This is a genomic window from Microbulbifer maximicatervae (SeqCode) (assembly GCF_052467955.1).
This window is the reverse complement of sequence record NZ_CP174329.1, coordinates 4525861-4548046: the sequence shown is the minus strand read 5'-3', so window position 1 is coordinate 4548046 and position 22186 is coordinate 4525861. Positions and strand designations below refer to the sequence as shown.

15 protein-coding genes are annotated in these 22186 nt (G+C 50.7%); 7 read left to right on the top strand and 8 right to left on the bottom strand.

Translation table 11 applies throughout. From position 1 onward, the window contains the following. Positions 1-931: 931 nt before the first annotated feature. The gene (locus tag ACJJI5_RS19615; RefSeq protein ID WP_445355009.1) at positions 932-1687 is read left to right on the top strand and encodes a methyltransferase domain-containing protein; all 756 of its coding nucleotides are present in this window, start codon (positions 932-934) and stop codon (positions 1685-1687) included. A gap of 720 nt (positions 1688-2407) precedes the next feature. Here ACJJI5_RS19615 and ACJJI5_RS19610 read toward each other — a convergent pair. From ACJJI5_RS19610 to argS, 4 genes are all read right to left on the bottom strand, one after another. Then, entirely contained in the window at positions 2408-3313 is a 906-nt protein-coding gene (locus ACJJI5_RS19610; protein ID WP_445355008.1) for a WcbI family polysaccharide biosynthesis putative acetyltransferase, read from the bottom strand. A gap of 318 nt (positions 3314-3631) precedes the next feature. Beyond that, entirely contained in the window at positions 3632-5104 is a 1473-nt protein-coding gene (locus tag ACJJI5_RS19605) for a nucleoside hydrolase (RefSeq protein WP_445355007.1), read from the bottom strand. 181 nt (positions 5105-5285) lie between these two features. Further along, a complete protein-coding gene (locus ACJJI5_RS19600) occupies positions 5286-6173 on the bottom strand; it encodes a dTDP-4-dehydrorhamnose reductase family protein (protein ID WP_445355006.1) in 888 nt (295 codons plus the stop codon). Between the two features lie 162 nt (positions 6174-6335). Further along, positions 6336-8072 (bottom strand): arginine--tRNA ligase, encoded by a 1737-nt coding sequence (gene argS / locus ACJJI5_RS19595; protein WP_445355005.1) that lies wholly within the window; start codon positions 8070-8072, stop codon positions 6336-6338. A 145-nt stretch (positions 8073-8217) separates the two neighbouring features. Here argS and sbcB point away from each other — a divergent pair, with 145 nt between their 5' ends. The 4 genes from sbcB to ACJJI5_RS19575 all read left to right on the top strand — a co-directional run bounded on the left by sbcB (position 8218) and on the right by ACJJI5_RS19575 (position 13227). Beyond that, entirely contained in the window at positions 8218-9669 is a 1452-nt protein-coding gene (gene sbcB, locus ACJJI5_RS19590; RefSeq protein ID WP_445356330.1) for an exodeoxyribonuclease I, read from the top strand. Positions 9670-9780: 111 nt separating this feature from the next. Further along, positions 9781-10797 carry an aspartate carbamoyltransferase gene (locus ACJJI5_RS19585; RefSeq protein ID WP_413664546.1) on the top strand — a complete coding sequence of 339 codons (1017 nt, stop codon included), beginning with the start codon at positions 9781-9783 and terminating at the stop codon, positions 10795-10797. Between the two features lie 195 nt (positions 10798-10992). Beyond that, a complete protein-coding gene (locus tag ACJJI5_RS19580) occupies positions 10993-12399 on the top strand; it encodes an NfeD family protein (RefSeq protein WP_445355004.1) in 1407 nt (468 codons plus the stop codon). Between the two features lie 63 nt (positions 12400-12462). Beyond that, the gene (locus ACJJI5_RS19575; RefSeq protein WP_413664548.1) at positions 12463-13227 is read left to right on the top strand and encodes a slipin family protein; all 765 of its coding nucleotides are present in this window, start codon (positions 12463-12465) and stop codon (positions 13225-13227) included. A gap of 61 nt (positions 13228-13288) precedes the next feature. On the opposite strand, the gene pgi is transcribed toward ACJJI5_RS19575, so the two are convergent. The 4 genes from pgi to nhaC all read right to left on the bottom strand — a co-directional run bounded on the left by pgi (position 13289) and on the right by nhaC (position 18426). Next, positions 13289-14914 carry a glucose-6-phosphate isomerase gene (gene pgi / locus ACJJI5_RS19570; RefSeq protein WP_444914583.1) on the bottom strand — a complete coding sequence of 542 codons (1626 nt, stop codon included), beginning with the start codon at positions 14912-14914 and terminating at the stop codon, positions 13289-13291. A gap of 320 nt (positions 14915-15234) precedes the next feature. Further along, complete coding sequence (locus ACJJI5_RS19565) at positions 15235-15429, bottom strand: hypothetical protein (RefSeq protein WP_157533369.1); 195 nt, start codon at positions 15427-15429, stop codon at positions 15235-15237. A 464-nt stretch (positions 15430-15893) separates the two neighbouring features. Further along, positions 15894-16940, bottom strand: a complete 1047-nt coding sequence (locus ACJJI5_RS19560; RefSeq protein ID WP_445355003.1) for a DUF3549 family protein — start codon at positions 16938-16940, stop codon at positions 15894-15896. Between the two features lie 19 nt (positions 16941-16959). Next, the gene (nhaC, locus tag ACJJI5_RS19555) at positions 16960-18426 is read right to left on the bottom strand and encodes a Na+/H+ antiporter NhaC (protein ID WP_444898254.1); all 1467 of its coding nucleotides are present in this window, start codon (positions 18424-18426) and stop codon (positions 16960-16962) included. 313 nt (positions 18427-18739) lie between these two features. Between nhaC and ACJJI5_RS19550 the strand changes: the two genes are divergently transcribed. Beyond that, positions 18740-19909, top strand: coding sequence for a 1-acyl-sn-glycerol-3-phosphate acyltransferase (locus ACJJI5_RS19550; RefSeq protein WP_413664551.1), 1170 nt, complete (start codon positions 18740-18742; stop codon positions 19907-19909). Between the two features lie 92 nt (positions 19910-20001). Next, positions 20002-22137, top strand: a complete 2136-nt coding sequence (dinG, locus tag ACJJI5_RS19545) for an ATP-dependent DNA helicase DinG (RefSeq protein ID WP_445355002.1) — start codon at positions 20002-20004, stop codon at positions 22135-22137. Positions 22138-22186: the final 49 nt, after the last annotated feature.

Below are 22186 nucleotides of genomic sequence, written 5' to 3'. Positions count from 1 at the left end.
GTATCAATAATTCAGAGTGATAATAGTACAAGCAATATGCTGTGCTTATATCATTTGAAGGCTTTATTTAAAGGTGGGGGCCAGCTTATTTTTATCTTATCTGGTTTCACCTAAGTTATCTTAAGTTAAATGGACTGCAACTTACTGTGAGATTGCTGTGCATGCCTATATGACCTGGCTCTCAGAACCTATACCGATTTTAAGTCAAAGTCTTTACCGCTAAAAGAATAATTCATTTGTTGCGACTTTTAATGTTTCAATAGTGTTTACTCTTTCGGGGTGAGTATTAGGGGATTAAATACCTGTCTCTAAGCTTTCTCAGTTACTTAATGGCTGTTAACGCAAGATTACTGTCTAGTGAAGCTGTATTGACTTTAGCTTTGGTACGTATCGTATGATCAATAGACACTTTGAGCGATAATTTTCACCATTTATTTGTCGTTCCAATATTAACTTTAAGTGCGCTTCGTACGCAATAATTATAGGTGGCGCTTTGTTGTACCTGTTCCAACAGAGTATAGATTTTTATCTATCCATCTGATACAAATTAACTAATAAAGATTTCGGAGTTATCTGTTCCACTCTATCTTTGGTGTTTTCTTGCTAATCGCTATTTTTTAGCGATTTACTTTTCAGTATCTTGGTATCGTTTGGCAGCAAGAGTTCCGTATTATTGAGGAATTATATTTAAACTAGTGAATAGTTGGTAGTAAGTTTTTTATTAACTGTAATTTCGACATCATGGGGTGGGGCGTTATGTTTGGTTCTAGCAATAGAGAAGGGGGAGGGGTATACTCAAAAAATGTGCTGTTTAGAGCCCATTTTTGGTTGGGATATTTATGTTTTTATCGGTGAGTGTATTTTGGGTGCGTGAATTTTAAAGGAGTAAAAAGTGTTAATTGGGAATGGCTTGCTTGGAAGGAAGCGCATAATGCAGGTTTCCTATGCTGATGAGTTTTTGAAAATTGTTACTCCTCAGAAAAAGGTCGGTCTGGAGGTTGGTCCTCTGGATAAGCCCTTTATAAAGAAGGCTGACAACAGAGTTTTCTATGTGGATTATTTTGATGAGATTCAGCTAAAAAATAAAATTAAAAATAATAAAAATAGAAATCCAGATAAGGTTGTCGAGTTGGATTATGTTTTAAAAGGTAAAAAGTTAAGTGAAGTGGTGGATAGATCATTTGATTATATATTTACATCCCATGTATTGGAACACTTGCCAAATTTTTTGGGCTGGCTGAATGATGCTTCCAAAGTTTTGAATTCAGGTGGGATTATATTTTCTATAGTGCCTGATTGTCGATACTGTTTTGATGTTGAGCGTCCTTGGACTGGGCTGGGAGAGCTAGTAGAAAACTATGTGTTGGATCGAGATAGGCCAGCTCCAAGGCATGCTTTTGATCAGCGTTATTATCATAAAAATGTAAAGGCGGCTCGATTGTGGGCGGACTATTCGAACTATAGAGTTAAAGTTCCGAGAACTTTTACGGTTAAACAATCCTACGATACCTTTGATAGAGCCCTTAAAGGTTATCATGATTGCCATGTGAATCTTTTCACCCCAGGCTCTATTGTGGATTGTATTGAGGGGGCGCGAAAGCTGGGTATGCTTGATTTTAAAATTCTAAAATGTAGTCAAACAAGAAAAAATAAGCTTGATTTTTTCATTGCTCTGCAGCTTGATTGATGTATATGTTGGTCTAGTTAATTGCTTTTTAAATGGTGGTTCGGTAAAGGATTTTTCAGAGTGATTTATGTGGAGTATATTGTGGTTGATCATTTGTTTTTATAGAGAAACAATGAGCTTTATTTGCTAGTTTTTTGATGAGTTATTGTAGGGGGCCACTAAGTAGCCTAATTGAATGTGGTCCGTTGAATGCTCTAGGCGATCCAGTTTTTGCTAGGGTTTGTAAGTTGATAATCATTAGTGGTTTTGCAATATAAACACGCCCTGGAATGAGCTTTGCTGCTGTCTCAGTGATAAATTATTGAGCGGTCGACCGCTTTTTCATGCTCTTTTAGGTTTCGCTCATTCAGAAATTTGTTTAATACTAGTGCTTGTATACTGGTGGTCGATTAGTTCCTTTGTGGTGAAGTCAAGTTTAGTGCTCTTAAGAGCCCCGCGCGGTTTCTGTAAGGAAGAGCGATGAATGCTCGTAGCAGAATAGGGGGGGAGTGATTAGGCATATTCCTGACAATTTTGTTTAAGCGATAGAGTGGCTGGGTGATAAGTTGAATTGCATTGTTTTACTAATTGATGAATTCGATCTGGTAATATTCTTTAGGAGGTGGCTAGATAGTGTGGGAGCTTCTAGAGTTTCAGGCTTGCTTTGTGGAGGCCAGCCAGCCTATAGCTAGTTGACCTCGCTTGAAACTGTTATGTGTATTGGCTTCAAAAATTAAATTTTTATATGTGGCTTTGGAGTCCATCAATTGCTTCGGAAATGAAGGGTTTTGATTTCTTAACGTGTTCCTCGATCATTTTGGAATCCAATGTTCTATAAAACCTAAATAGACATGAAATTATATCATTCTGGTGGATGCGGTCGTGATTTTGGGATCTGTAATGATGGAAGTCCTCAGGAAATTCAAGTTTTAAATTGTTGTAGGTGCTTTGATATATTGGAGTAATAATTCCGTCGAGAGTCGTTGCCCCAGTTTCAGGAATAAAGGTATCTTGTATCTTAATTGTCTTTAAAATATTCTCAGCGATATATCTGAACACAGGTCTTCTAGGGTGATTGAATTGATTGAATAGCTTTTGCTTTCTATAGTTTTTCTCTATATATCTTGAGATTCTTATGTCGAGGTCCTCGGATGCTTCTCGAGCAGTGAGGTTGTTAAGGGAATTTGAAACTAGTTGTTTGGAGGTGTTTGGCGTGTACAAATTGCTATCATTGATTGCTTCAAAAGTATGTTTTTCACTATAGCCCTTCGCAAATAGATAGGCTATAAAATAATCATGAACTAAATTCAATTCAGATACCAAGCCTTTAAAGGCCTGAAGGTGTGGGAAATATCCATCAAAGTAAATCGAGGGAAAGGAAATTCTCAATGCGTTTGACTTTAATTTTTTAAGCAAGTGATCGCTAGACAGCTCTTTGGGTCTATTGTTGGTAGTTGCGACAGGCTGATGTATAAACAGGTCAATACTTTCTATTTTTGACAGTATAGGTTTATAGTCATCCTTGCCGAGAGTCTGTGCCGGCTTTATAGGGATATACCTATAAATCTCAGAAAATGATTTATTTTCTTGTAATATGTTTGCTAGGGGTTGGGTTTGGCAGTTTCCGTATACAGTAAAGCTCTTCAAGCTTGCATCCTATAAAATGAATTAAATTGGTACTTTTATTCTGCTAAAGGCAGGTGGTCCGCAAGGTGGCTATAGAGTATAGGCTTAGTTTTTTCATTCAAGCTTTATCAGTGATTTGTGGCGCAGGTGTAACTGGTTGTGCATCATAATATTTTCTCAAGTTGTATAGAGAGGGTGATGTCGATATACAGAATATTAATTTGGGAAGCGAAAATGGTAGCTTACTGATCTTCAATAAGTGAAGTAAGAACCTTTATCATTTATTCGGTTTTTATAAAGGTTAAAGGTTCTATTGTGTTAACTGCTATCTAAATTTACTTAGTTGGATTTACATCTAGGCCCCTTCCGCGCAGCATTAAAGCGATCACGCAAGCGTTCAATCATTGCTGAGCGCGCAGCATCGTGGTTTATACCCATAACCACATTTACTGCCAAGCCCTCACCGGCCTCAGCAAAAGTAGTCTTTCCCACTGTTGGGTCAAAGGTAATCGGATCATAGGGAGTTGTGCTGTCGGCTAGGCCTGCATCTAGTTGATCGACGGTGATATAGCCGGGCACTAATTCCATTTCCAGGGTTTCAGGTTCCAGTAGTACCATCGCAGCGATAATATCCCACAGGCGAATAACGGCATCCATGGCGAAGTCACCATTACCCTGGAAATCCCCACCCTCAAATTCACGAATGGAACTGAGGAGTTGGGAGGTGTAGCAGGCTTCCGGAGTTGCGCGGCGCTCTGCGAGGGCTTCGATGGTGCTGCCTTGTACTTTGGCCATATCCGTTGAGTTGGTCGGAACCAGGTAGGTTTCAATACTATTTTCACTCAGGGCGTCGAAGGTCCATTGTGCGCTCAGTGGGTCGAGCAGAATATTGAATTCCTGATGGGTACTGAAGTCGCTGTCACAGCCGAAGCTGGGGTGGGAGAAAATATTGCCGCCCAGATTTCTAGATTTATCGCCAAAGCAGGCTGCTTCGTGATTCTCTGTAAACGGCTCATAATTCTCAAAGCCACCACCCATCATAATAACGCGGTCAATTTTAGCCAGCTGCTCTTCGTTGGCTTTGCCAAGTACCCGGGCCAGGGTGGTGAGTTTGCCGGTATTGAAAACTACTGGGCGTTGCTCCAGGTTATCCATCGTTTCCAGGATAATGTCTTCGGCCAGCTCAAAATTGAAGGAGACACCATTGTTACCTTGGTAGCGGTAGTGCTCCTGTTTTGCGCGCGGGATTAGGTGGTCAGTTCCATACAAGGTGGAGCCGTTGTCACGCCAGGGGCCGGGTACATACTGGCCGTAGAGATTAATACCCATGGCGTTGCGGCGCTCCAGGTTCCAGGTGCCGGTGGAGAAATCGGAGGAGTTGGGTAGTTGGTAGTCTTCTCTGCCGAGAACGGCCTTATCGTCATTCACTGGAGATACTGAAGCTTTGCCGTTTGCGCCGTAGGCGACTTCTTCTGTGGCAAAATAGGCTCCGCGAATAACCTGGGTATCGTTATTTCCCAGCCATTCGAGGATGTTGTAAACAGTGTTGGCCCCGTGCGCTACGGTATTGAAAGAGTCCTCAACGACAGCCAGCTCCAGGGTATAGCGTGGGTCTTTGGCGATTAGCATCAGTGCTACGGCATCGTCAAAGTTATTGAAGTCGCCAATCCAGATAATGGGTTGGGCGTTTTCAGTCTTGATGGCCTGGTGTGGTTTCTTGCTGTGAGGTCCGCTATCCGCGTTGCAAGAAGCCAATGTGGTTAGGCTGCCCAGTACCAGAGCTCCTGCAGAGAACCAGTGTTTTAATTTCATTTATCCTTCCCTAAATATTCGAGTGGTTTTACTCGGCAATCCAATAGCTCCTCCCTGATCTACTCGATTGCCACCTTGTAGCACCGTTTGTTGTATGAGTTAACGGTATTACACAGGTGTGAGCCGGAACATGGCCGGCAGCGATACTTCCCTGTAGCGCTTTATCTGAAAGCTATTTAAATCAGCCTTCAATAAATGGCTTTAAATTTCGTAATAGCTGTTGCTCCAGGGGTTCACTACCGTTAATTCCCATACCTGTCAGTTTTGATTTATCCAGCTGGCAATTGTAAGGGCGTGGCACTGTAAAATTGGGTTCGCTTTCAGCGCTCAGGTGTTCGGCATTCAGGTTACAAGCCTTGGCAATAATGTGTGCGAGTTCGTAGCGTGTGCAGGCCGTATCGCCACTCCACTGGTAAATGCCTTCAAAACTCATACCACTACGAATTTTTAGCAGGCATTGCTCCAATACTTCAGCCACTTCCTCAACACTGGTGGGAAAACGAATAGCCCAGTGATCCAACGTGACTGGCTTTTGCTTGCGCAAAGTATCCAGTAGGGCGGTGATGCCGGATTCCTCCAGATAGGCAACGGGCCCGAATAACCAGGGTAACCTCAAAACCCAGTGATTGCCGTTATTCAGTACCGCCTCTTCCCCTGCCAATTTACTGCGGCCATAGAAGTTAACCGGGTTGGGATTGTCATCAGCTTTGTAGGGCGGAGTGCTGCCATCAAAAACATAGTCGGTGCTGATATACACTAATTGTGTATCGTTTTCGTTACAGTATTTCGCCAGGAATTCTGTGCTGCTGACATTGAGCTGCCAGGCGGTGTCGGGGCTGTCGGCGCAGCGATCAGGCCAGCGCTCGGCGGCGCAGTGAATGACAATATCGGGATTAACCTGTTGCAGGCAGGTCTTCACCGCTTCGCTATCGGATAAGTCCAGGCGAATTAAATTTTCTCCCGCGCGGGAAAAGGCGGTACCGGTAACAGAAAAAACCGGATTGCTGGAAAGCTGTTTAAATACACTGCGCCCCAATAGGCCGGAGGCGCCGGTAATCAGTATTTTCACGGGTGATTTCCTTTTGTCAGGCTGGCGGGAAACGTGTGGCCTGAGTGGGATAAAAGATGGTGCAGGATAGTTGGGTAGGCCACAACTGAAGGCCGCCTACCCGGGTGCTGCCCGGTTTGCCTATCTGAAAAGTTACAGAAGGTGATACCGGGCTGGAGCAAATTACATCTGCTCCATCACTTCAATGCCAAGCAGGTCGAGGCCAGTAGCGATAGTGCTGGCCACTAGATTACATAATTGCAGGCGGCTGTGCTTCTGCTGTTCACTTACGCCTTCTTTCAATACTGGGCAGGCTTCGTAGAAGCTCATATAGGCGCTGGCCAGTTCGTACAAGTAGGTGCAGAGTACGTGCGGGAAGGTATCTTTGGCTACCTGGTCCAGTACTTCGCCAAATTGGCTCAGTTTAATTGCCAGGGCGCGTTCCTGCGGGCTTTCCAGTTGGATATCGCCCTTGAGCTCGCTCGGCTCAATACCGGCTTTGCGGAAAATACTGCGTACGCGGGTGTAAGCATACTGTAGGTAGGGGGCGGTATTGCCCTCAAAGCTCAGCATGGATTCCCAGCTGAAGATGTAATCGTTAGTGCGGGTCTTACTTAGGTCCGCATATTTCACCGCGCCGATGCCCACCTTGCGCGCGATTTCTGCACAGGTTTTTGCATCCAGCTCTGGGTTTTTCTCAGCCACCAGCTTCTCTGCACGCTCTACTGCTTCATCCAGGAGGGCTGCCAGTTTTACGGTGCCGCCGGTGCGGGTTTTAAATGGCTTACCGTCGTCGCCCATCATAGTGCCAAAAGCGCAATGCTCTAGAGAAACCGACTCCGGCAGGAAGCTCGCTTTGCGTGAGGCGACAAAGGCCTGCTGTAGGTGCAGGGATTGGCGAGCATCAACAACATATAGGATACGGTCGGCACTGAGTTGGTTGGCACGGTAGCGGATAGCGGCCAGGTCGGTGGTGGCATACAGGTAGCCGCCGCCTTTCTTCTGGATAATCATCGGGCTGGGGTTGCCTTCCTTATCGGCCATCTCTTCCAGGAAAACAACGATCGCGCCCTGGTCTTCAACAGCGATTCCATTATCCAACAGCTCTTTTACCAGCACCGGCAGATCATCGTTGTACTGGCTTTCAGCGTAAACGTCTTCCTGTTTGAGGGTGACATTCAGCTTGGAGTAGATTTCTTCGCAGTGGCTGATAGAGATATCAATAAACTGCTTCCACAGTTTCAGGCACTGCTCATCTCCGCCTTGCAGTTTTACAACGTATTCACGGGCGCGATCGGCAAAGCCTTCTTCATCATCAAAGCGAACCTTGGCTTCGCGGTAGAAGACTTCCAGGTCGGCCAGTGCCACTTCTGCATCACTGTCTGCCAGTTTGTCGGAAAGGTGTGCCAGCAACATGCCGAATTGGGTGCCCCAGTCGCCCATATGATTTTGGCGAACTACTTTGTGCCCCTGGAACTCCAACAGTCGTGCCAGGGCATCACCGATAATGGTGGTGCGCAGGTGGCCTACGTGCATTTCTTTGGCCAGGTTGGGATGGGAATAGTCGATGACTACGGTCTTGGGCTCTTCAACCGAGGCGATATTCAGGCGCTTGTCGCCTTGGGCGGCCAATAGCTGCTGGCTCAGCCACTGTTCGCTCAAGTGAATATTCAAGAAACCGGGGCCTGCGATCTCGACCTTTTCGATCATAGCGCCCTTATCCAGCTGCTCAAGGATCTTGCCAGCCAGCTCACGCGGGTTGGTGCCCATACGCTTGGCAGCGCCCATAGCGCCATTGGCCTGGTAGTCGCCAAATCCGGCTTTCTTCGCAGGTGCCACAATCGGGCCGCATTCTTCGGGGATACCGGCGGCGAGCATGGCGGCCTGGAATTTGTCGGTGAGGAGCTGGCGAATATTCATAGAGTGAAGTGCTGTCTTAAATTCGTGGAAACGCCGAATTTTAATGGGCGGTGGCGGCTTTGCAACCAGCGTTGGCAAAGGAGTTGGTCCGGAGTGCTCGAAATCTCGACTTGGGTGTCCAGACGAGGAGGTTCTCGGTGGTATGATGCCGCCAAATTATGGAGGTACCGTGAGTTCTACCACACTTTATTGGCACGATTATGAAACCTGGGGTACAGACCCGGGTGCCGACAAGCCGGCGCAGTTTGCCGGTATCAGGACCGACGAAGAACTGAATATCGTCGGCGAGCCATTGATGATTTACTGCCGCCCTTCAGTGGACTGCCTGCCGCAGCCGATGGCGAGCCTGGTGACTGGCATTAGCCCGCAGAAAGCCCTGGCCAATGGAGTGCCGGAAATAGAGTTTATCCAGCGCATCCTCGCCGAACTGGGTGCGCCGGGCACCTGTGGGGTGGGCTACAACAGTTTGCGTTTTGATGACGAGGTAACTCGCTACACCCTTTATCGCAATCTGCTCGATCCCTATGAACGGGAATGGCGCTCCGGCAACAGCCGTTGGGACATTATTGACATGGTGCGCCTCACCTACGCCCTGCGCCCAGAGGGAATCCAGTGGCCCACCCGTGAGGACGGTGCGCCGTCCTTCCGCCTGGAAGAATTGACCGCTGCCAATGGGATCTCCCATGAGGGCGCCCACGATGCGCTGTCGGATGTGCACGCCACCATTGATATGGCGAGGCTGATCCGCAAACAGCAACCAAAGCTGTACGACTATGTGTTCCGCCTGCGCCGCAAGCAGGAGGCCGCCAAGATGATCGATATGCGCGAGCGCCGTCCGCTATTGCATATTTCCGGCAAGGTCTCTGCTAATCATGGTCACTTGACCTATGTGATGCCCTTGGCCAGTCACCCGGTTAACCGCAATGCGGTTATTGTTGCCAACCTGGCGATGGACCCCGAGCCATTACTCAGCCTGGATGCAGACACTCTGCGAGAGCGCCTATACACCTCTCGCGACAAGCTGGGTGAGGGCGAGTTGCCGGTAGGGCTGAAACTGGTGCATTTGAACAAGTGCCCGGTATTGGCGCCTGCAAATATGCTGGATGACAAGCGTGCCGCTGAGCTGGGTATCGATCGCACAACCTGTGAGGCGAACTGGCAGAAGCTCAAAGATATCGATTTGACAGAAAAGCTGCACAACGTATTCCTGGATCGGGAATTCCCTGAGAGAGATGTGGAAGCGGACCTTTACGGTGGATTCCTCAGCGACTCTGACCGCGATATCTGCCGTGAACTGCACCGTGGACTGGCGGCCCGAGGTCCGGAAGCTTTGGCGGGTGAAGTGCCTTTCACCGATAAGCGCCTACCCGAGCTGCTATTCCGTATGCGGGCGCGCAATTTCCCCGAGACCCTGTCTGAGGAAGAGCACCAGCGCTGGCAGATCTGGTGTTTCCAGCGCTTAACTGACGCTACTGCCGGGGCCTCAATCACCCTGGAAGATTACTTCCGCCAGCTGTCTGAGCTGCGGGTTCAGCACCCGGAGCGCATCTCCCTGATTACAGAGCTGGAGAACTGGGGCGATAGCTTACTCGCCTAATGTGTCGAATCACGTCAGCGGCCGTTCTTCCTCTGGGCTCTTTCCTGGTGCCCGAGTAGAATGCCGCTCGCGAATACCCGGCGCCCACAAGGCGCAACCACTGGAGTAACCATGGACTTTATCGGAGCCAATATTCTGTCGGTCAGCCAATTTGAGCGCGCTGACATAGAGCGTGTATTTGATGTAGCTGACGCCATGACCCCCTATGCACAGCGTGAAAAGGTAACGCGTGTATTGGAAGGGGCGATTCTCGGCAATATGTTTATGGAGCCGAGCACCCGTACTCGCCTGAGTTTTGGAGCCGCCTTTAATCTGTTGGGCGGTACTGTACGTGAAACGGTAGGAATTACTGCCAGCGCTATGGCAAAGGGCGAATCCCTTTACGACACCGCTCGAGTGCTATCGGGCTATAGCGACGTGATTTGTATGCGCCACCCAAAAGAAGGGTCGGTGGCTGAGTTTGCTGAAGCGAGTCGTGTGCCGGTGGTCAACGGCGGTGACGGCGCCAATGAGCACCCCACCCAGGCACTGTTGGATCTCTACACCATTCGCAAGGAGCTGGCCGCGCACGGTCGCACCCTGGATGATTTTCGTATCGCCATGATCGGCGACCTCAAGCACGGCCGCACGGTGCACTCCCTGTGCAAACTGCTGTGTTTGTTTGGCAAGGTGCAGATTACCCTGGTTTCTCCACCGGAACTGGCCATGCCGGAAATGATTGTGGAGATGCTGCGCGGGGCCGGGCACGAGGTGACGGTTACTGATCAGCTGGAATCCTCTATCTCCCATGTGGATATTGTTTACTCCACCCGTATCCAGGAAGAGCGTTTCGCCTCTCAGGAAGAGGCCAACCGCTACCGTGGGCGCTTCCGCCTGAATAAGGCTATTTTTACCCGCCACGCAGAGCCTAACACGGTAATTATGCACCCCCTGCCACGGGATTCACGGGCAGAGGCGAATGAACTGGATACCGACCTGAATGAACATCCGAGCCTGGCGATTTTCCGCCAGACCGACAATGGCTTGCTGGTGCGTATGGCTCTGTTTGCTATGTTGCTGGGTGTTGAGAATCAGGTAGATAAATATTCCCGCGATGTGAACTGGTATAGCCGACGCAATCGGGTATAAAACTACTCAACTGGGCGTAAATCCCGGTGGAAATAAACAAGGCCCCGGCTAATTCTGTTAATCTGATGGAATTAGCCGGGGTTTTTTGTTTCCGGTTTAGGGTGTCGTGAATGCTAAAGTGATTTTTCTTGTTCACTGTGGCACTCAATATCCAAATATTGGCGTTGAGCCAGATGTCGCATCAGGGATGGATGCATGTCGAAGCAGAATTCGCCCGTTTTGTTCTTTCGCAGCCTGGTTTTCCTGGCGCTGCTGCTCAGCCTTTTTGTGTGCAAAAGTGCCGCCCAGGAAGAGCCCTTTCCTCATGTAGCCATACTCAAAATTGATGGCGCCATAGGTCCCGCGACGACTGATTATTTCAAGCGGGCTACGCAGGAAGCTGTGGACCAGGGCGCAGAGTTGGTGATTCTGCATCTGGATACCCCTGGGGGGTTGGATGCGGCCTCGCGGGATATCATCCAGCATATCCTTGCGTCTCCTATCCCTATTGCCACCTACGTTTACCCCTCCGGCGCGCGCGCTGCGAGTGCGGGAACTTATATTCTCTATGCCAGCCAGATCGCCGCTATGGCTCCTGCTACCACCTTGGGAGCGGCTACGCCAGTGCAGATTGGCGGACCTCAGGGCACACCTATGCCGGGGGGAAAGCAGGAGGAAGAGAAAAAAGAAAAGGCGGAAGACAGTGAGGATGGAGAAAAAGAAAAACCGCTTGCTGGAACAGCCATGGAGCGCAAAGTCGTTAATGACTCTGTCGCGTTTATCCGAGGGTTGGCACAGCGCCATGGGCGCAATGCAGACTGGGCGGAAAAAGCTGTACGCGAAGCAGCGACCCTGACGGCTCCAGAAGCATTAAAAATGAATGTTATCGATATTGTTGCGGATAATGATGATGATTTATTACGCCAGGTTGCCGGTCGAAAAGTATTACTCGATACCGGCGATTATACGATTCCGGAGAATATTGCCGAGCTGCAAAGTGAAAGTTACGAGCCGGATTGGCGCAATGAATTGCTGGCACTGATTACCAATCCTCAAGTGGCCTATATTTTGTTATTGGTGGGTATTTACGGGCTTATTTTTGAGGGCTATAGCCCCGGTGCTTTTGTTCCCGGGATTGTTGGTGTTATCTGCCTGTTGCTGGCATTTTATGCCTTGCAAGTTTTACCGATTAATTACGCTGGTCTTGCATTAATTATTGTTGGCGCATTGCTGATTGTGGCAGAGGTTTTTATGCCGAGTTTCGGCGCCTTGGGGATCGGCGGAATTATTGCATTGGTGATTGGCTCTGTAATGCTTATTGATAGTGATGTGCCGGGAATGCAGGTTTCCAAACAGCTGATTGGGGCTATTGCCGGTGTAAGTGGTGTCTTTTTATTGATGCTACTGACCGCTGTTGGACGTAGTTTACGCCAGCCGAAAGTCTCGGCAGACCAGGCTTTTGTGGGACGCTCTGCAGTGGTAAGCGAAGTTAAAGGCGCAGAGATCTTGGTGCATCTCGATGGAGAGATTTGGCAGGCGACCTGTAACCAGCCTCTGAAGGTGGGGCAGAAAGTTAGAGTAGTGGCCCAACATGGTATGGTTTTACGGGTAGAGGTGGAGTAGGTAGGGTAATTAATTGAGCTAATGACAGCGCTCAACAGTTAAGGTGGGATTAAGGAGAGTCCAATGATGCTCAGTTATTTTTTTGGGATACTGGTAGTCGCACTCATACTGCTACTGATGTATGCCATTCGTATTTTGCGGGAGTATGAGCGCGCGGTGGTATTTTTCCTGGGACGTTTTCAAACAGTGAAAGGGCCAGGACTGATTATAATCATTCCCATTGTTCAAACTATGGAGCGTGTGGATCTGCGCACTGTAGTGATGGACGTACCCACCCAGGATGTTATCAGCAGGGATAATGTCTCAGTTAAAGTCAACGCAGTGGTTTATTACCGGGTAATTAATCCACAGTCTGCAATTATTAATGTGGAATTCTATCACGAGGCTGTAAGCCAGTTAGCGCAAACTACATTGCGTTCGGTACTGGGTAAGCACGAGCTGGATGAGATGTTATGTGAGCGAGATAAGCTAAATGTAGATATCCAAAAAATACTCGATGAGCAAACAGATGCCTGGGGTGTAAAAGTTACTAATGTAGAGATTAAGCATATCGATCTTGATGAAAGTATGGTGCGGGCTATCGCACAGCAGGCAGAGGCGGAGCGCGCGCGGCGGGCTAAAGTTATACACGCAGAGGGGGAGGCGCAGGCGGCTTTAAAGCTGACTGAGGCAGCGAATCAATTATCGAAAAATGCCAACGCGATTACTTTGCGATATATGCAAACCATGATTGATATTGCCGGCGCAAATAACAGCTCTACAATTGTATTTCCGTTGCCACTGGATCTAATTGAGCCAATGCTGAAGCGGGGCTCTGCATCCAGTTAACGATGTCCTTAGCAAAGATCAAAAAAGGCCGCACTAATTAGTGCGGCCTTTTTTGTAGAGTTTAGAGCAGCTTTTTCATCAGGCTGCGGGTTGAACTATCCCAGTCATCCTGAGGAATTTCACCCTTGGCAGCCTTATGGATTTTTGAACTCAACTGCTTACCAAGTTCGACGCCCCACTGATCAAAGGGGTTGATCCCCAGCAGGCAGCCGCCAACGTAGACCTTGTGCTCGTACAGTGCCAGGAGCGAGCCCAGGTGGAAAGGATCTAACTTTTCCAGGATCAGGGTGTTGCTGGAGCGATTACCAGGGATTACTTTATGTGGGGCTAGGGCGTGGGCCTCACGATGAGTGTGACCAGCTTCTTCCAGCTCCTGGCGGGCCTCATGCAGGCTTTTGCCTCGCAGTAGCGCCTGGCTCTGGCTAATACAACAGGCCTGCAGCCAGCGGTGCTGTTCGAGGAGTTCAGACGTCGGTTCCTTGACTGCGATAAAGTCTGCTGGAATAAGGTCGGTTCCCTGGTGCAATAATTGGTGGAAAGAGTGTTGGCCATTCGTACCCTCACTGCCCCAGATAACGCTGCCACTGGGGTAGCCCAGCGCCTGCCCGTCCTTGTCGACACTTTTACCCAGGCTCTCCATATCCAGCTGCTGTAACCAGGCGGGGAATCGGGCCAGGCGCTGCGCGTAGGGCAGCACGACGTGGCTGGTCGTATGCCAGCACTGGCGATACCAGAACTGGGTCAACGCCATCAGTACGGGTAGATTGGACTCCAGTGGAGTAGTGGCGAAGTGCTGGTCCATTGCATTGGCGCCTTGCAGAAGCTGTTCAAAAACTTCATAGCCGCAAGCAAGAACAATGGGCAGGCCGATAGCAGACCAGAGTGAGTAGCGACCACCCACCCAATCCCACATTGGGAAAATATTCTCAGGAGCAATTCCGAAATCCTGAGCAGCAGTAATATTACTGCTCACCGCAACAAAGTGTTTGGCCAACTGCGACTCATCGCAACCGGCAGATAACATCCAACGGCGTGCGGACAGCGCATTTTCACGGGTTTCCAAGGTGGAAAAGGACTTGGAAGCAATTACAAAAAGGGTTTCTTCCGCATCGATACCAGCCAAGGTGTCGCTAAGGTCTGCGCCATCGATATTTGCTACAAAGTGCACATCGATAGAGTCTTTGTGCCAAGGACTGAGGGCCTCTACCGCCATGCGCGGACCCAGGTCGGAACCGCCGATACCGATATTCACGATATGGCGGATCGGTTTATCTGAGAAGCTGCGCCAGCTATGGTTGTGCACCGATTCGGCAAACTGTTTCATTTGCTCGCGGCAATCTTTTACCGCCCGCTCTTGTTCAGTTTTCGGTTGCCCCTGAAATCGCAGTGCGGTGTGCAGGGCAGGGCGGTGTTCGGTATTGTTGACAATGGCCCCGTTCACTAGCGCAGTAATTTGGTTGTTCAGACCCTGCTCTTCTGCATATTCCAACAGCAACTTAAGGGTGTCTTCACGCAAGTGGTTCTTACTGTAATCCAGATAGATTCCGGCTGCGTCTGAGCTGAACTTATCTGTCCTTTGGGGATCCGTTGCAAACAGCTCTCTCAAGGACCACTTATGTTGGTCAAAATGGGACTTCAACCGTGAGATTGCCGCTACACGGCTTAAAGCCAGGGTTTCACTAGTCATGGTATTCGGTTTGTTCTCTTCTGAGCCTTTTTATTGCCACTTGGCTAAAACGTACACAAATCAAATTTTATTTATTATTTCTGGGCGGCAATGCTAACGGCATTTTCTTTGCCGGGCCAGCGCCGCGGGCATCACAGTCTATTACAGGGAATGTTTCGAGATAAGGAACTGTGTGGGGAAAGACAAATGCCGCTCGTTAGAGCGGCATTTTGTGGTGATCCATACTAAATAAGGCTTTGTAAATCGGGTGTCTGTCAGCGGTGATTTGGTCAAAACTTCATTTAGTATGAATCACCACGCTGTCGGGCAAGAAAAAGATTTTACTTGACCACCTTCATGCAGCGCACTCTGTCGGAAGCCATCCAGCAGTCGGCATCTGCAGGACAAGCCATGGATAGAGGAATTTGTTCAGCGCCGGGTGGGCAGTAAGCTGGAGGTGCCGGAGGGCTACAGCAACCTGCAAGAACCAGTGCACTGATAATTCCAATTAAGTACTTGGCTGGAGTGAAATTCATCCCCTAACTCCTTTCCGTTGATGTTAGCCATTAGCATAGCCAATAAAACGTCACCTGTTGGTCAGCTTTGTAAAATCTGTTCTACAAAGGTACCGCCTATTTGAGTGTAATAGGCGTTGGGTTTAAATGTCTGTCAATGATCAAGTTATGAAAAGAGGTGCGCCAATTTATTTTAAAAAACTACTTAAATAAGGGGTTTTTTAAAAAATGTGGTTTGTGCTGACCATTTTTTATGGTGAATTTCGGTTGTTTAATCTACGCGCTGAAACTGATCGCGCCAGTTTTGAGGCAGACTCTAAGAATTATTATTGTGGCTGACAATGCCGCTTGATGGATTGGGGAGTTTTTTTGCGATGCAAAGAAAATGGTTTCACGAGTAAGAGTTTTTTCTGTTAAAAATTCTCACTCGTGAAAGTAGCTTTAATGGGTGAGGGAGCACCAGCTGAGGCGTTATCTTTAGGCCTTCAGTGTGTCGGTTTGGGTCCGTGCAAAAAATTGCCAAAGGCTACTGCGAGACTTTCTTTTCTTGCCGGGTCACGGAGAGCACTCAATAGGGCGATTCGCACTTTCGGAATAAACATTAAATCGGAAAGCAGTAAGTTAAAAGTCTGCTGGTCAGCGGCATCGGCCAGCTTGCCAACCCACTGTGCGGCCAATTCTTGTCCTTCCAAATCTTGGACGCAGCGACTGCCTATTGCGGCCAGGACTTCTTTATTCCGGTTGCTGGCATCTTCAGCCAAAAGTGACTGTATAAATGCCTGTCGCAATCCTGTGGCTGGTGAGTGAGAGATACCCCTGATAGCAGCAGCGGCCACCGAGATATCCGGCGTGTTTGCGGTCAGTTCTTGCTCTGCTCGCTCAATAATGGCTGCTGCAAGACGGTGGTCGACCGGCTGGTTTTCCAGGCAATGGCAAATATTAATAAAAACCGGAGCCGCGACTTTTCCAATCTGGCGCATTAGCAAAGTGCTTTCTTTTTCCCAGCGCACGGCCAAGTCGGCAATCCCTTGCAGCGCAAGGTTGTCCCAGCGGTGATTTTCCGGGTCGCCAAAATAGCGCAGGACAGGCTCGTAATGTTCGCTGGGCTGGCGGCCCAGCAGAAGCGCTGTTTGGGAGTGAAATGCTGCCTGCCGCTCAGTTGACGGGGTAAACAGCAAGCCACTTTGCTGCAGCAGCTGGTCCAGCTGCGCAGCAGATTCAGAAGCGGGTCCCTGCTTGAGTTCCTGTGCCAGAGCGCGAAGCAATCCATCTCGGGCTTGAAGTTGCAGCTTGCCCTGCTCGTCCAGCGGAAAGCGCAGGAACCAGACGATGGGTTCACCGCCTTCGGCTGGTTGCAGCAGCAGGCCCGTCCAGGCCTGGCGCAAGTATGGGTGTGGCCAGGGAGCCAGACCTGCTTCGAAGGATGCCGCAGTGGATTTCGAAACCGACTGCAAGCGCCGGCCCAGATCGAACCAGCGCAATTTGAAGTCAGCCTGCTCGATCAGGGCGCTTAGGGTACCGCTTTTACTCATAGGGGTTTTGTCTATTTCCTTAAGATGCCGTAGCCGCTACAGAAATGGGCTTCTGTTTAAAGTGCAGCCAGCCATAGGCGATCGCCAACAGTGGACAGATAATATTGAACAGGGCAAAGGGTAAATACTCCCAGGTAGCAATACCCAGCGTTGCCGCCATAAAGGCACCACAAGTATTCCAGGGAATCAGCACAGAGGTGATGGTGCCGGAATCCTCTAGGGTGCGGGACAAGTTAAGCCCGTGAAGGCCCTTTTCCTTGAAGGCTTCGCGGAACATACGGCCCGGAATAATAATCGCCATATATTGATCGCCAGCGGCCAGGTTCATACCGAAGCAGGTGAATACGGTGGCAGTTACCAGGCCGCCCACTGTTTTAACCAGTGACAAAACCCCCTGGACGATGACCTGTAGGAATCCGGCCCGCTCCATAGCGCCGCCGAAGGCCATGGCGGAGGTGATCAGCCATACGGTGTTAAGCATGCTGCTCATGCCGCCTTTGGACAGCAATGCAGCCACGTTCTCGTTGGTGGAAGTGGACTTATAGCCATCGAATAGGCTGTACCAGGCGCCCTTCAGGGGGGCGAGTGCACCTTCACCGCCACCGAGGCGACGGGCGGCTTCCGGTTCGAAAATCAGTGCGATGGCACAGCCAACCAGGGAGCCGATGATCAATGTTGGGAAAGCGGGGACTTTGCGCCAGGCCATTGCCAGCAACAAGATCAAAGGCAGCAGGCTAACCAGGGAAATTTTGAACTCACTGCTAAGGGCGGTGAGCAATGATTCGATATCAGTTGCGGAGGCAGAACTGGCTTCAGAGGTAAAACCCAGGAACGCGAAAACCGCCAGGGCGATCGCGAAGGCCGGGATCGCTGTGGACATCATATGGCGAATATGCTGGAACAGATCATTGGATGTTACCGCTGCGGCCACGTTGGTGGTGTCAGATAGCGGGGACATCTTATCGCCGAAGTAGGCGCCAGAGATTACCGCTCCGGCAGTGACCTCAAGGGATAGGCCCAGGGCGCCGGCGATACCCATCAGTGCCACACCCAAGGTGCCCGCTGTGGTCCAGCTGGAGCCAATACTCAGTCCTACTACGGCACAAATAACACAGCTGGCGGCGTAGAACCACTGTGGCGACAGAATCTGCACGCCGTAATAGATCATGGAAGGCACTGTGCCGGCCAGAATCCAGCTACCGATAAGTGCACCTACAGACAGCAGGATCAGGATAGCGCCAAATACCAGGCCAATGCCGTGGAGCATCCCGCCTTCCATGTCGTTCCAGCTGTGTCCGTTCTTCATCCCCATTAGGGCCACAACGCAGGCACAGAGCAGTAACGCTATTTGATTGGGACCGTAGGAGGAGTCTGCACCGTAGAAATATACGGATAGTGACAACAGGGCGACGAGAATCCCGAGAGGGATCAGGGCGTCCGTTAAGCTGGGAGCGCGCGGCTCTGAGCTGGGGTTGGATTGAGACAAGGTGAACTCCTGCTTGACTGCGTGGCTAGCGCCGTATTCGTTATCGTTGTTTTGCCGTCGGCGGCGGTTAATAGCCTTATTCTCATAGCTTGGGGCGGTGAAGTCCACTTTGTATCATCGCACCATCGCTGTATTTTGGCGTTGACTTGGTCGTCGAAACCGGATTTATCACTGCGGTCAACTATCTGGTCGGGTCCAGTGCTGGCAGTTCGTCGACGCTTCCGGTATGTTCTGCGCCCAGTAGTCCCGGCTGATCCAGCCGCAAAATAAATAAGTGCGGGCCGTCTGAGGCAGGTCCGACAGGTAGTATTTCATGAGAGCAAGTGAGTTAGACCCCTCTCAATTCGAGGATATGCGCCCCTATCGCGATGATGAAGTGCGCGAGGTTATCAAAAGGCTAATTGCCGACCCGGAAATGTCCCATGCAGCGGCGCATTTCCTTGTCCCTAAACTGGCTCAGCTGGAGGGCGCCGTCGCCTGGTTGGTACGTCAGTTTCTGCGCTTTGAACTGCGCAATGTTCGCAATGTGCGGGATCTTCAAGAGATTGTCGGCAAATATATGGAGAAGGTGATCAAGCGCACCACCTCCGGCCTGAGCATTTCTGGTCTGGACACCCTGCCCAGGGATCGCGCCTGCCTGTTTGTCAGCAATCACCGCGACATCGCTATGGACCCGGCGCTGATGATTCAGGCGATGTTCCGCGAAGGGCATGAGACCTCCCGCATTGCGATTGGAGACAACCTGCTAAGCAAGCAGTTTGCCAGCGACCTGATGAAGTTGAACAAGTGCTTCACCGTGGTGCGCAGTTCTGGCAGTCGTCGGGAAAAGCTGCAGGCAGCAACCCAGTTGTCCAATTACATCTATCACTCCATCGTCAACGATAACGAGCATGTGTGGATCGCACAGCGTTCCGGGCGCGCCAAAGATGGCCTGGATCGCACCAATCCAGCACTCTGCGCCATGTTCGCCATGACTAAGGACCGGGAAACGCCCTTTGCCGATTTTTGGCGCAAGTTGCACATTGTTCCGGTGTCTATTTCCTACGAATGGGACCCCTGTGATGCACAGAAGGCCAAGGAAATTTACGTTACCGAGCACAAGGACGAGTACAAGAAGGGTAAAAACGAGGACTTGGCCTCGATTGGTAAGGGCATTGTCGGTCACAAAGGCCGTGTACATGCCGCCTTCGGCACGCCGATTGAAGGTGATTTTAACGATGTAAACAGCCTGGCTGAAGAAATAGATCGCCAAGTTATCGGCAACTACACATTGCACCCATCCAATATGATTGCCTACGAGATGGTTTACGGTGAGGTTCCTCAATTACCGGTGGGATATCCGGCTAAAGCCTGGGACCCCGCTGCACATAAAGAAGAGCGGGAGAAGTTTGAAGCGCGCATGGCTCGGGTCGATGAGCGCTGGCGCGACAAGGCTATTCAGGCCTACGCCAATCCTGTGGTATCTCGCCTCGCCTATGAGTAAGGCCCGCTGAGTTCAGAAGCTGGTGGGGAGAGGGCGCTTAGTGGATAATAGTGCCCCCTGCGCCAGCCACTTAGCGAATAGACCTCACCCCCGTGCTCAACGAAAAACACAAAAGCGCCATTCAGGGCGCCTATAGCCAATTCCTGTCCGGTCGAGGGCTGAAAGCCCGCTATGGGCAGAAGCTGATGGTAGCTGCCATTGCCCGCTCACTGGGTTCCATCACCCAGAATGCCAGTGGTGAGCGCGATAGCGACAAGACTGATGGCGAGCATATCTGTGTAGTTGAAGCGGGTACGGGTACCGGTAAAACCGTTGCTTACCTTCTCGCCTCTATTCCCCTGGCCCAGGCCCAGGACAAGACCCTGGTGATATCCACCGCCACGGTGGCCCTGCAGGAACAGATTATCCACAAAGACCTGCCAGAAGTTGCTCGTCACAGTGGGCTCAAATTTGAGTTTGCCCTGGCGAAGGGCCGTGGCCGCTATCTCTGCCTATCCAAGTTGGATCAACTCTTGTCCAGCTTTTCTGCCTCCGGCACCGGCCTTTCCCTTGGTCTCTATGAAGATGAACTCCCGCAGGTGGAAGCGGAGAGTGTCGCTCTCTACCAGAAGATGACGGATAGCCTGACATCGGGTACCTGGGATGGCGATCGGGATAACTGGCCGGATACGATTGAGACGGATGATTGGAGTCGGGTTACCACTGACCATCGCCAGTGCAGTGGCCGCCGCTGCCCCCATGTCACCAATTGCAGCTTCTTCCGAGCGCGAGAAAGCCTGGGCAAGACCCAGGTGATAGTTGCCAACCACGACCTGTTGCTGGCGGACCTGGCCCTGGGTGGTGGCGCGATTCTTCCGCCCCCGGAAGAGACTATCTATGTACTTGATGAAGCTCACCATCTACCGGAAAAGGCCCTCAATCATTTCTCTCACCACAGCCGCGTAGGGGCTTCCACCGGTTGGTTGGATCAAACCAATAAGGCCCTGGGGCAGATGCTGGGTGAGATTGGTGACGGCGCCCAGATCGACCGCTGCGGCGAGCAGCTGCCGGCGGTTCTCACCTCTGCCAAGCAGGGGTTGGAGCAGATGTGGCCGCTGATTGAAGAGCTGTGTGAATTTGAAGATGAGCGGGGCAATACCATCCGCCATCGCTTTGAAGGTGGGGTAATCCCCGATTCCATGTCGCAGCTGGCGGAAAAGCTGCGGGAAGACTTTGATGAGTTGGAAAGCCTGCTCAGCAAGATGTTGCAGACCGCCCAACGCATGATGGAGGACGGCCACTCGCCGGTACCCCTGGCAGATCTGGAGCGCTGGTACCCCCAGTTGGGCAGTTGGCATGGGCGCGCTGAGGCCAATCTTCTGTTGTGGGCGAATTACGCCCGTGCCGATGCTGATGGCGCATTGCCCCAGGCGCGCTGGGTCACCCTGGTGGACTGGGGCGGCTCCACAGATTTTGAGGTTTGCAGCTCACCGATACTCGCAGGCAAAACCCTGGAGTACAGCTTGTGGCGCCGCTGTTACGGCGCGGTACTGACTTCGGCCACACTCACAGCTTTGGGGAAATTTGATCGTTTGCAAATGCGTGCCGGTACTCCAGACAATGCCAGCTATCAGGTGGTGCCGAGTCCTTTCGATTTTTCCCATGCAACACTGCAAGTGCCCCCGGAAGCTGTAGATGCGGGCAATGCAGAGCAACACACAGACGCCATTATCGATGTGTTGCCAGACCTGTTGAAAGGGGAGGGTGGCGCTCTGGTGCTGTTTTCCTCCCGGCGCCAGATGGAGACGGTTTACGAGGCGCTCCCTGGTACCTGGCGCAACCGAATTCTGATGCAGGGGCAGCAATCCCGCCAGCAGTTGCTGGATAGCCACCGTGAGATTATCGATGGCGGTGGCAGCAGTATCCTGTTCGGGCTTGCAAGTTTTGCCGAGGGATTGGACTTGCCTGGTGACTACTGCCGCCACGTGGTTATTGCAAAACTGCCTTTCGCGGTGCCCGATGATCCGATTGAGGCGGCGCTGGCGGAGTGGATTGAAGCTAAGGGCGGCAATCCGTTTATGCAAATCACAGTGCCGGATGCAGCCCTGAAATTGGTGCAGGCCTGCGGGCGCTTACTGCGGGCAGAAGGGGACAGCGGCACAGTCACTTTGCTGGATCGCCGGGTGGTTACCCGTCGCTATGGTCAGGCAATACTCAATTCACTGCCGCCCTTTAATCGAAAAATTTAGAAAATCTTTAGTCGTATTTGCGCTGTTACTCAGATTGGGCAGGTGGCTA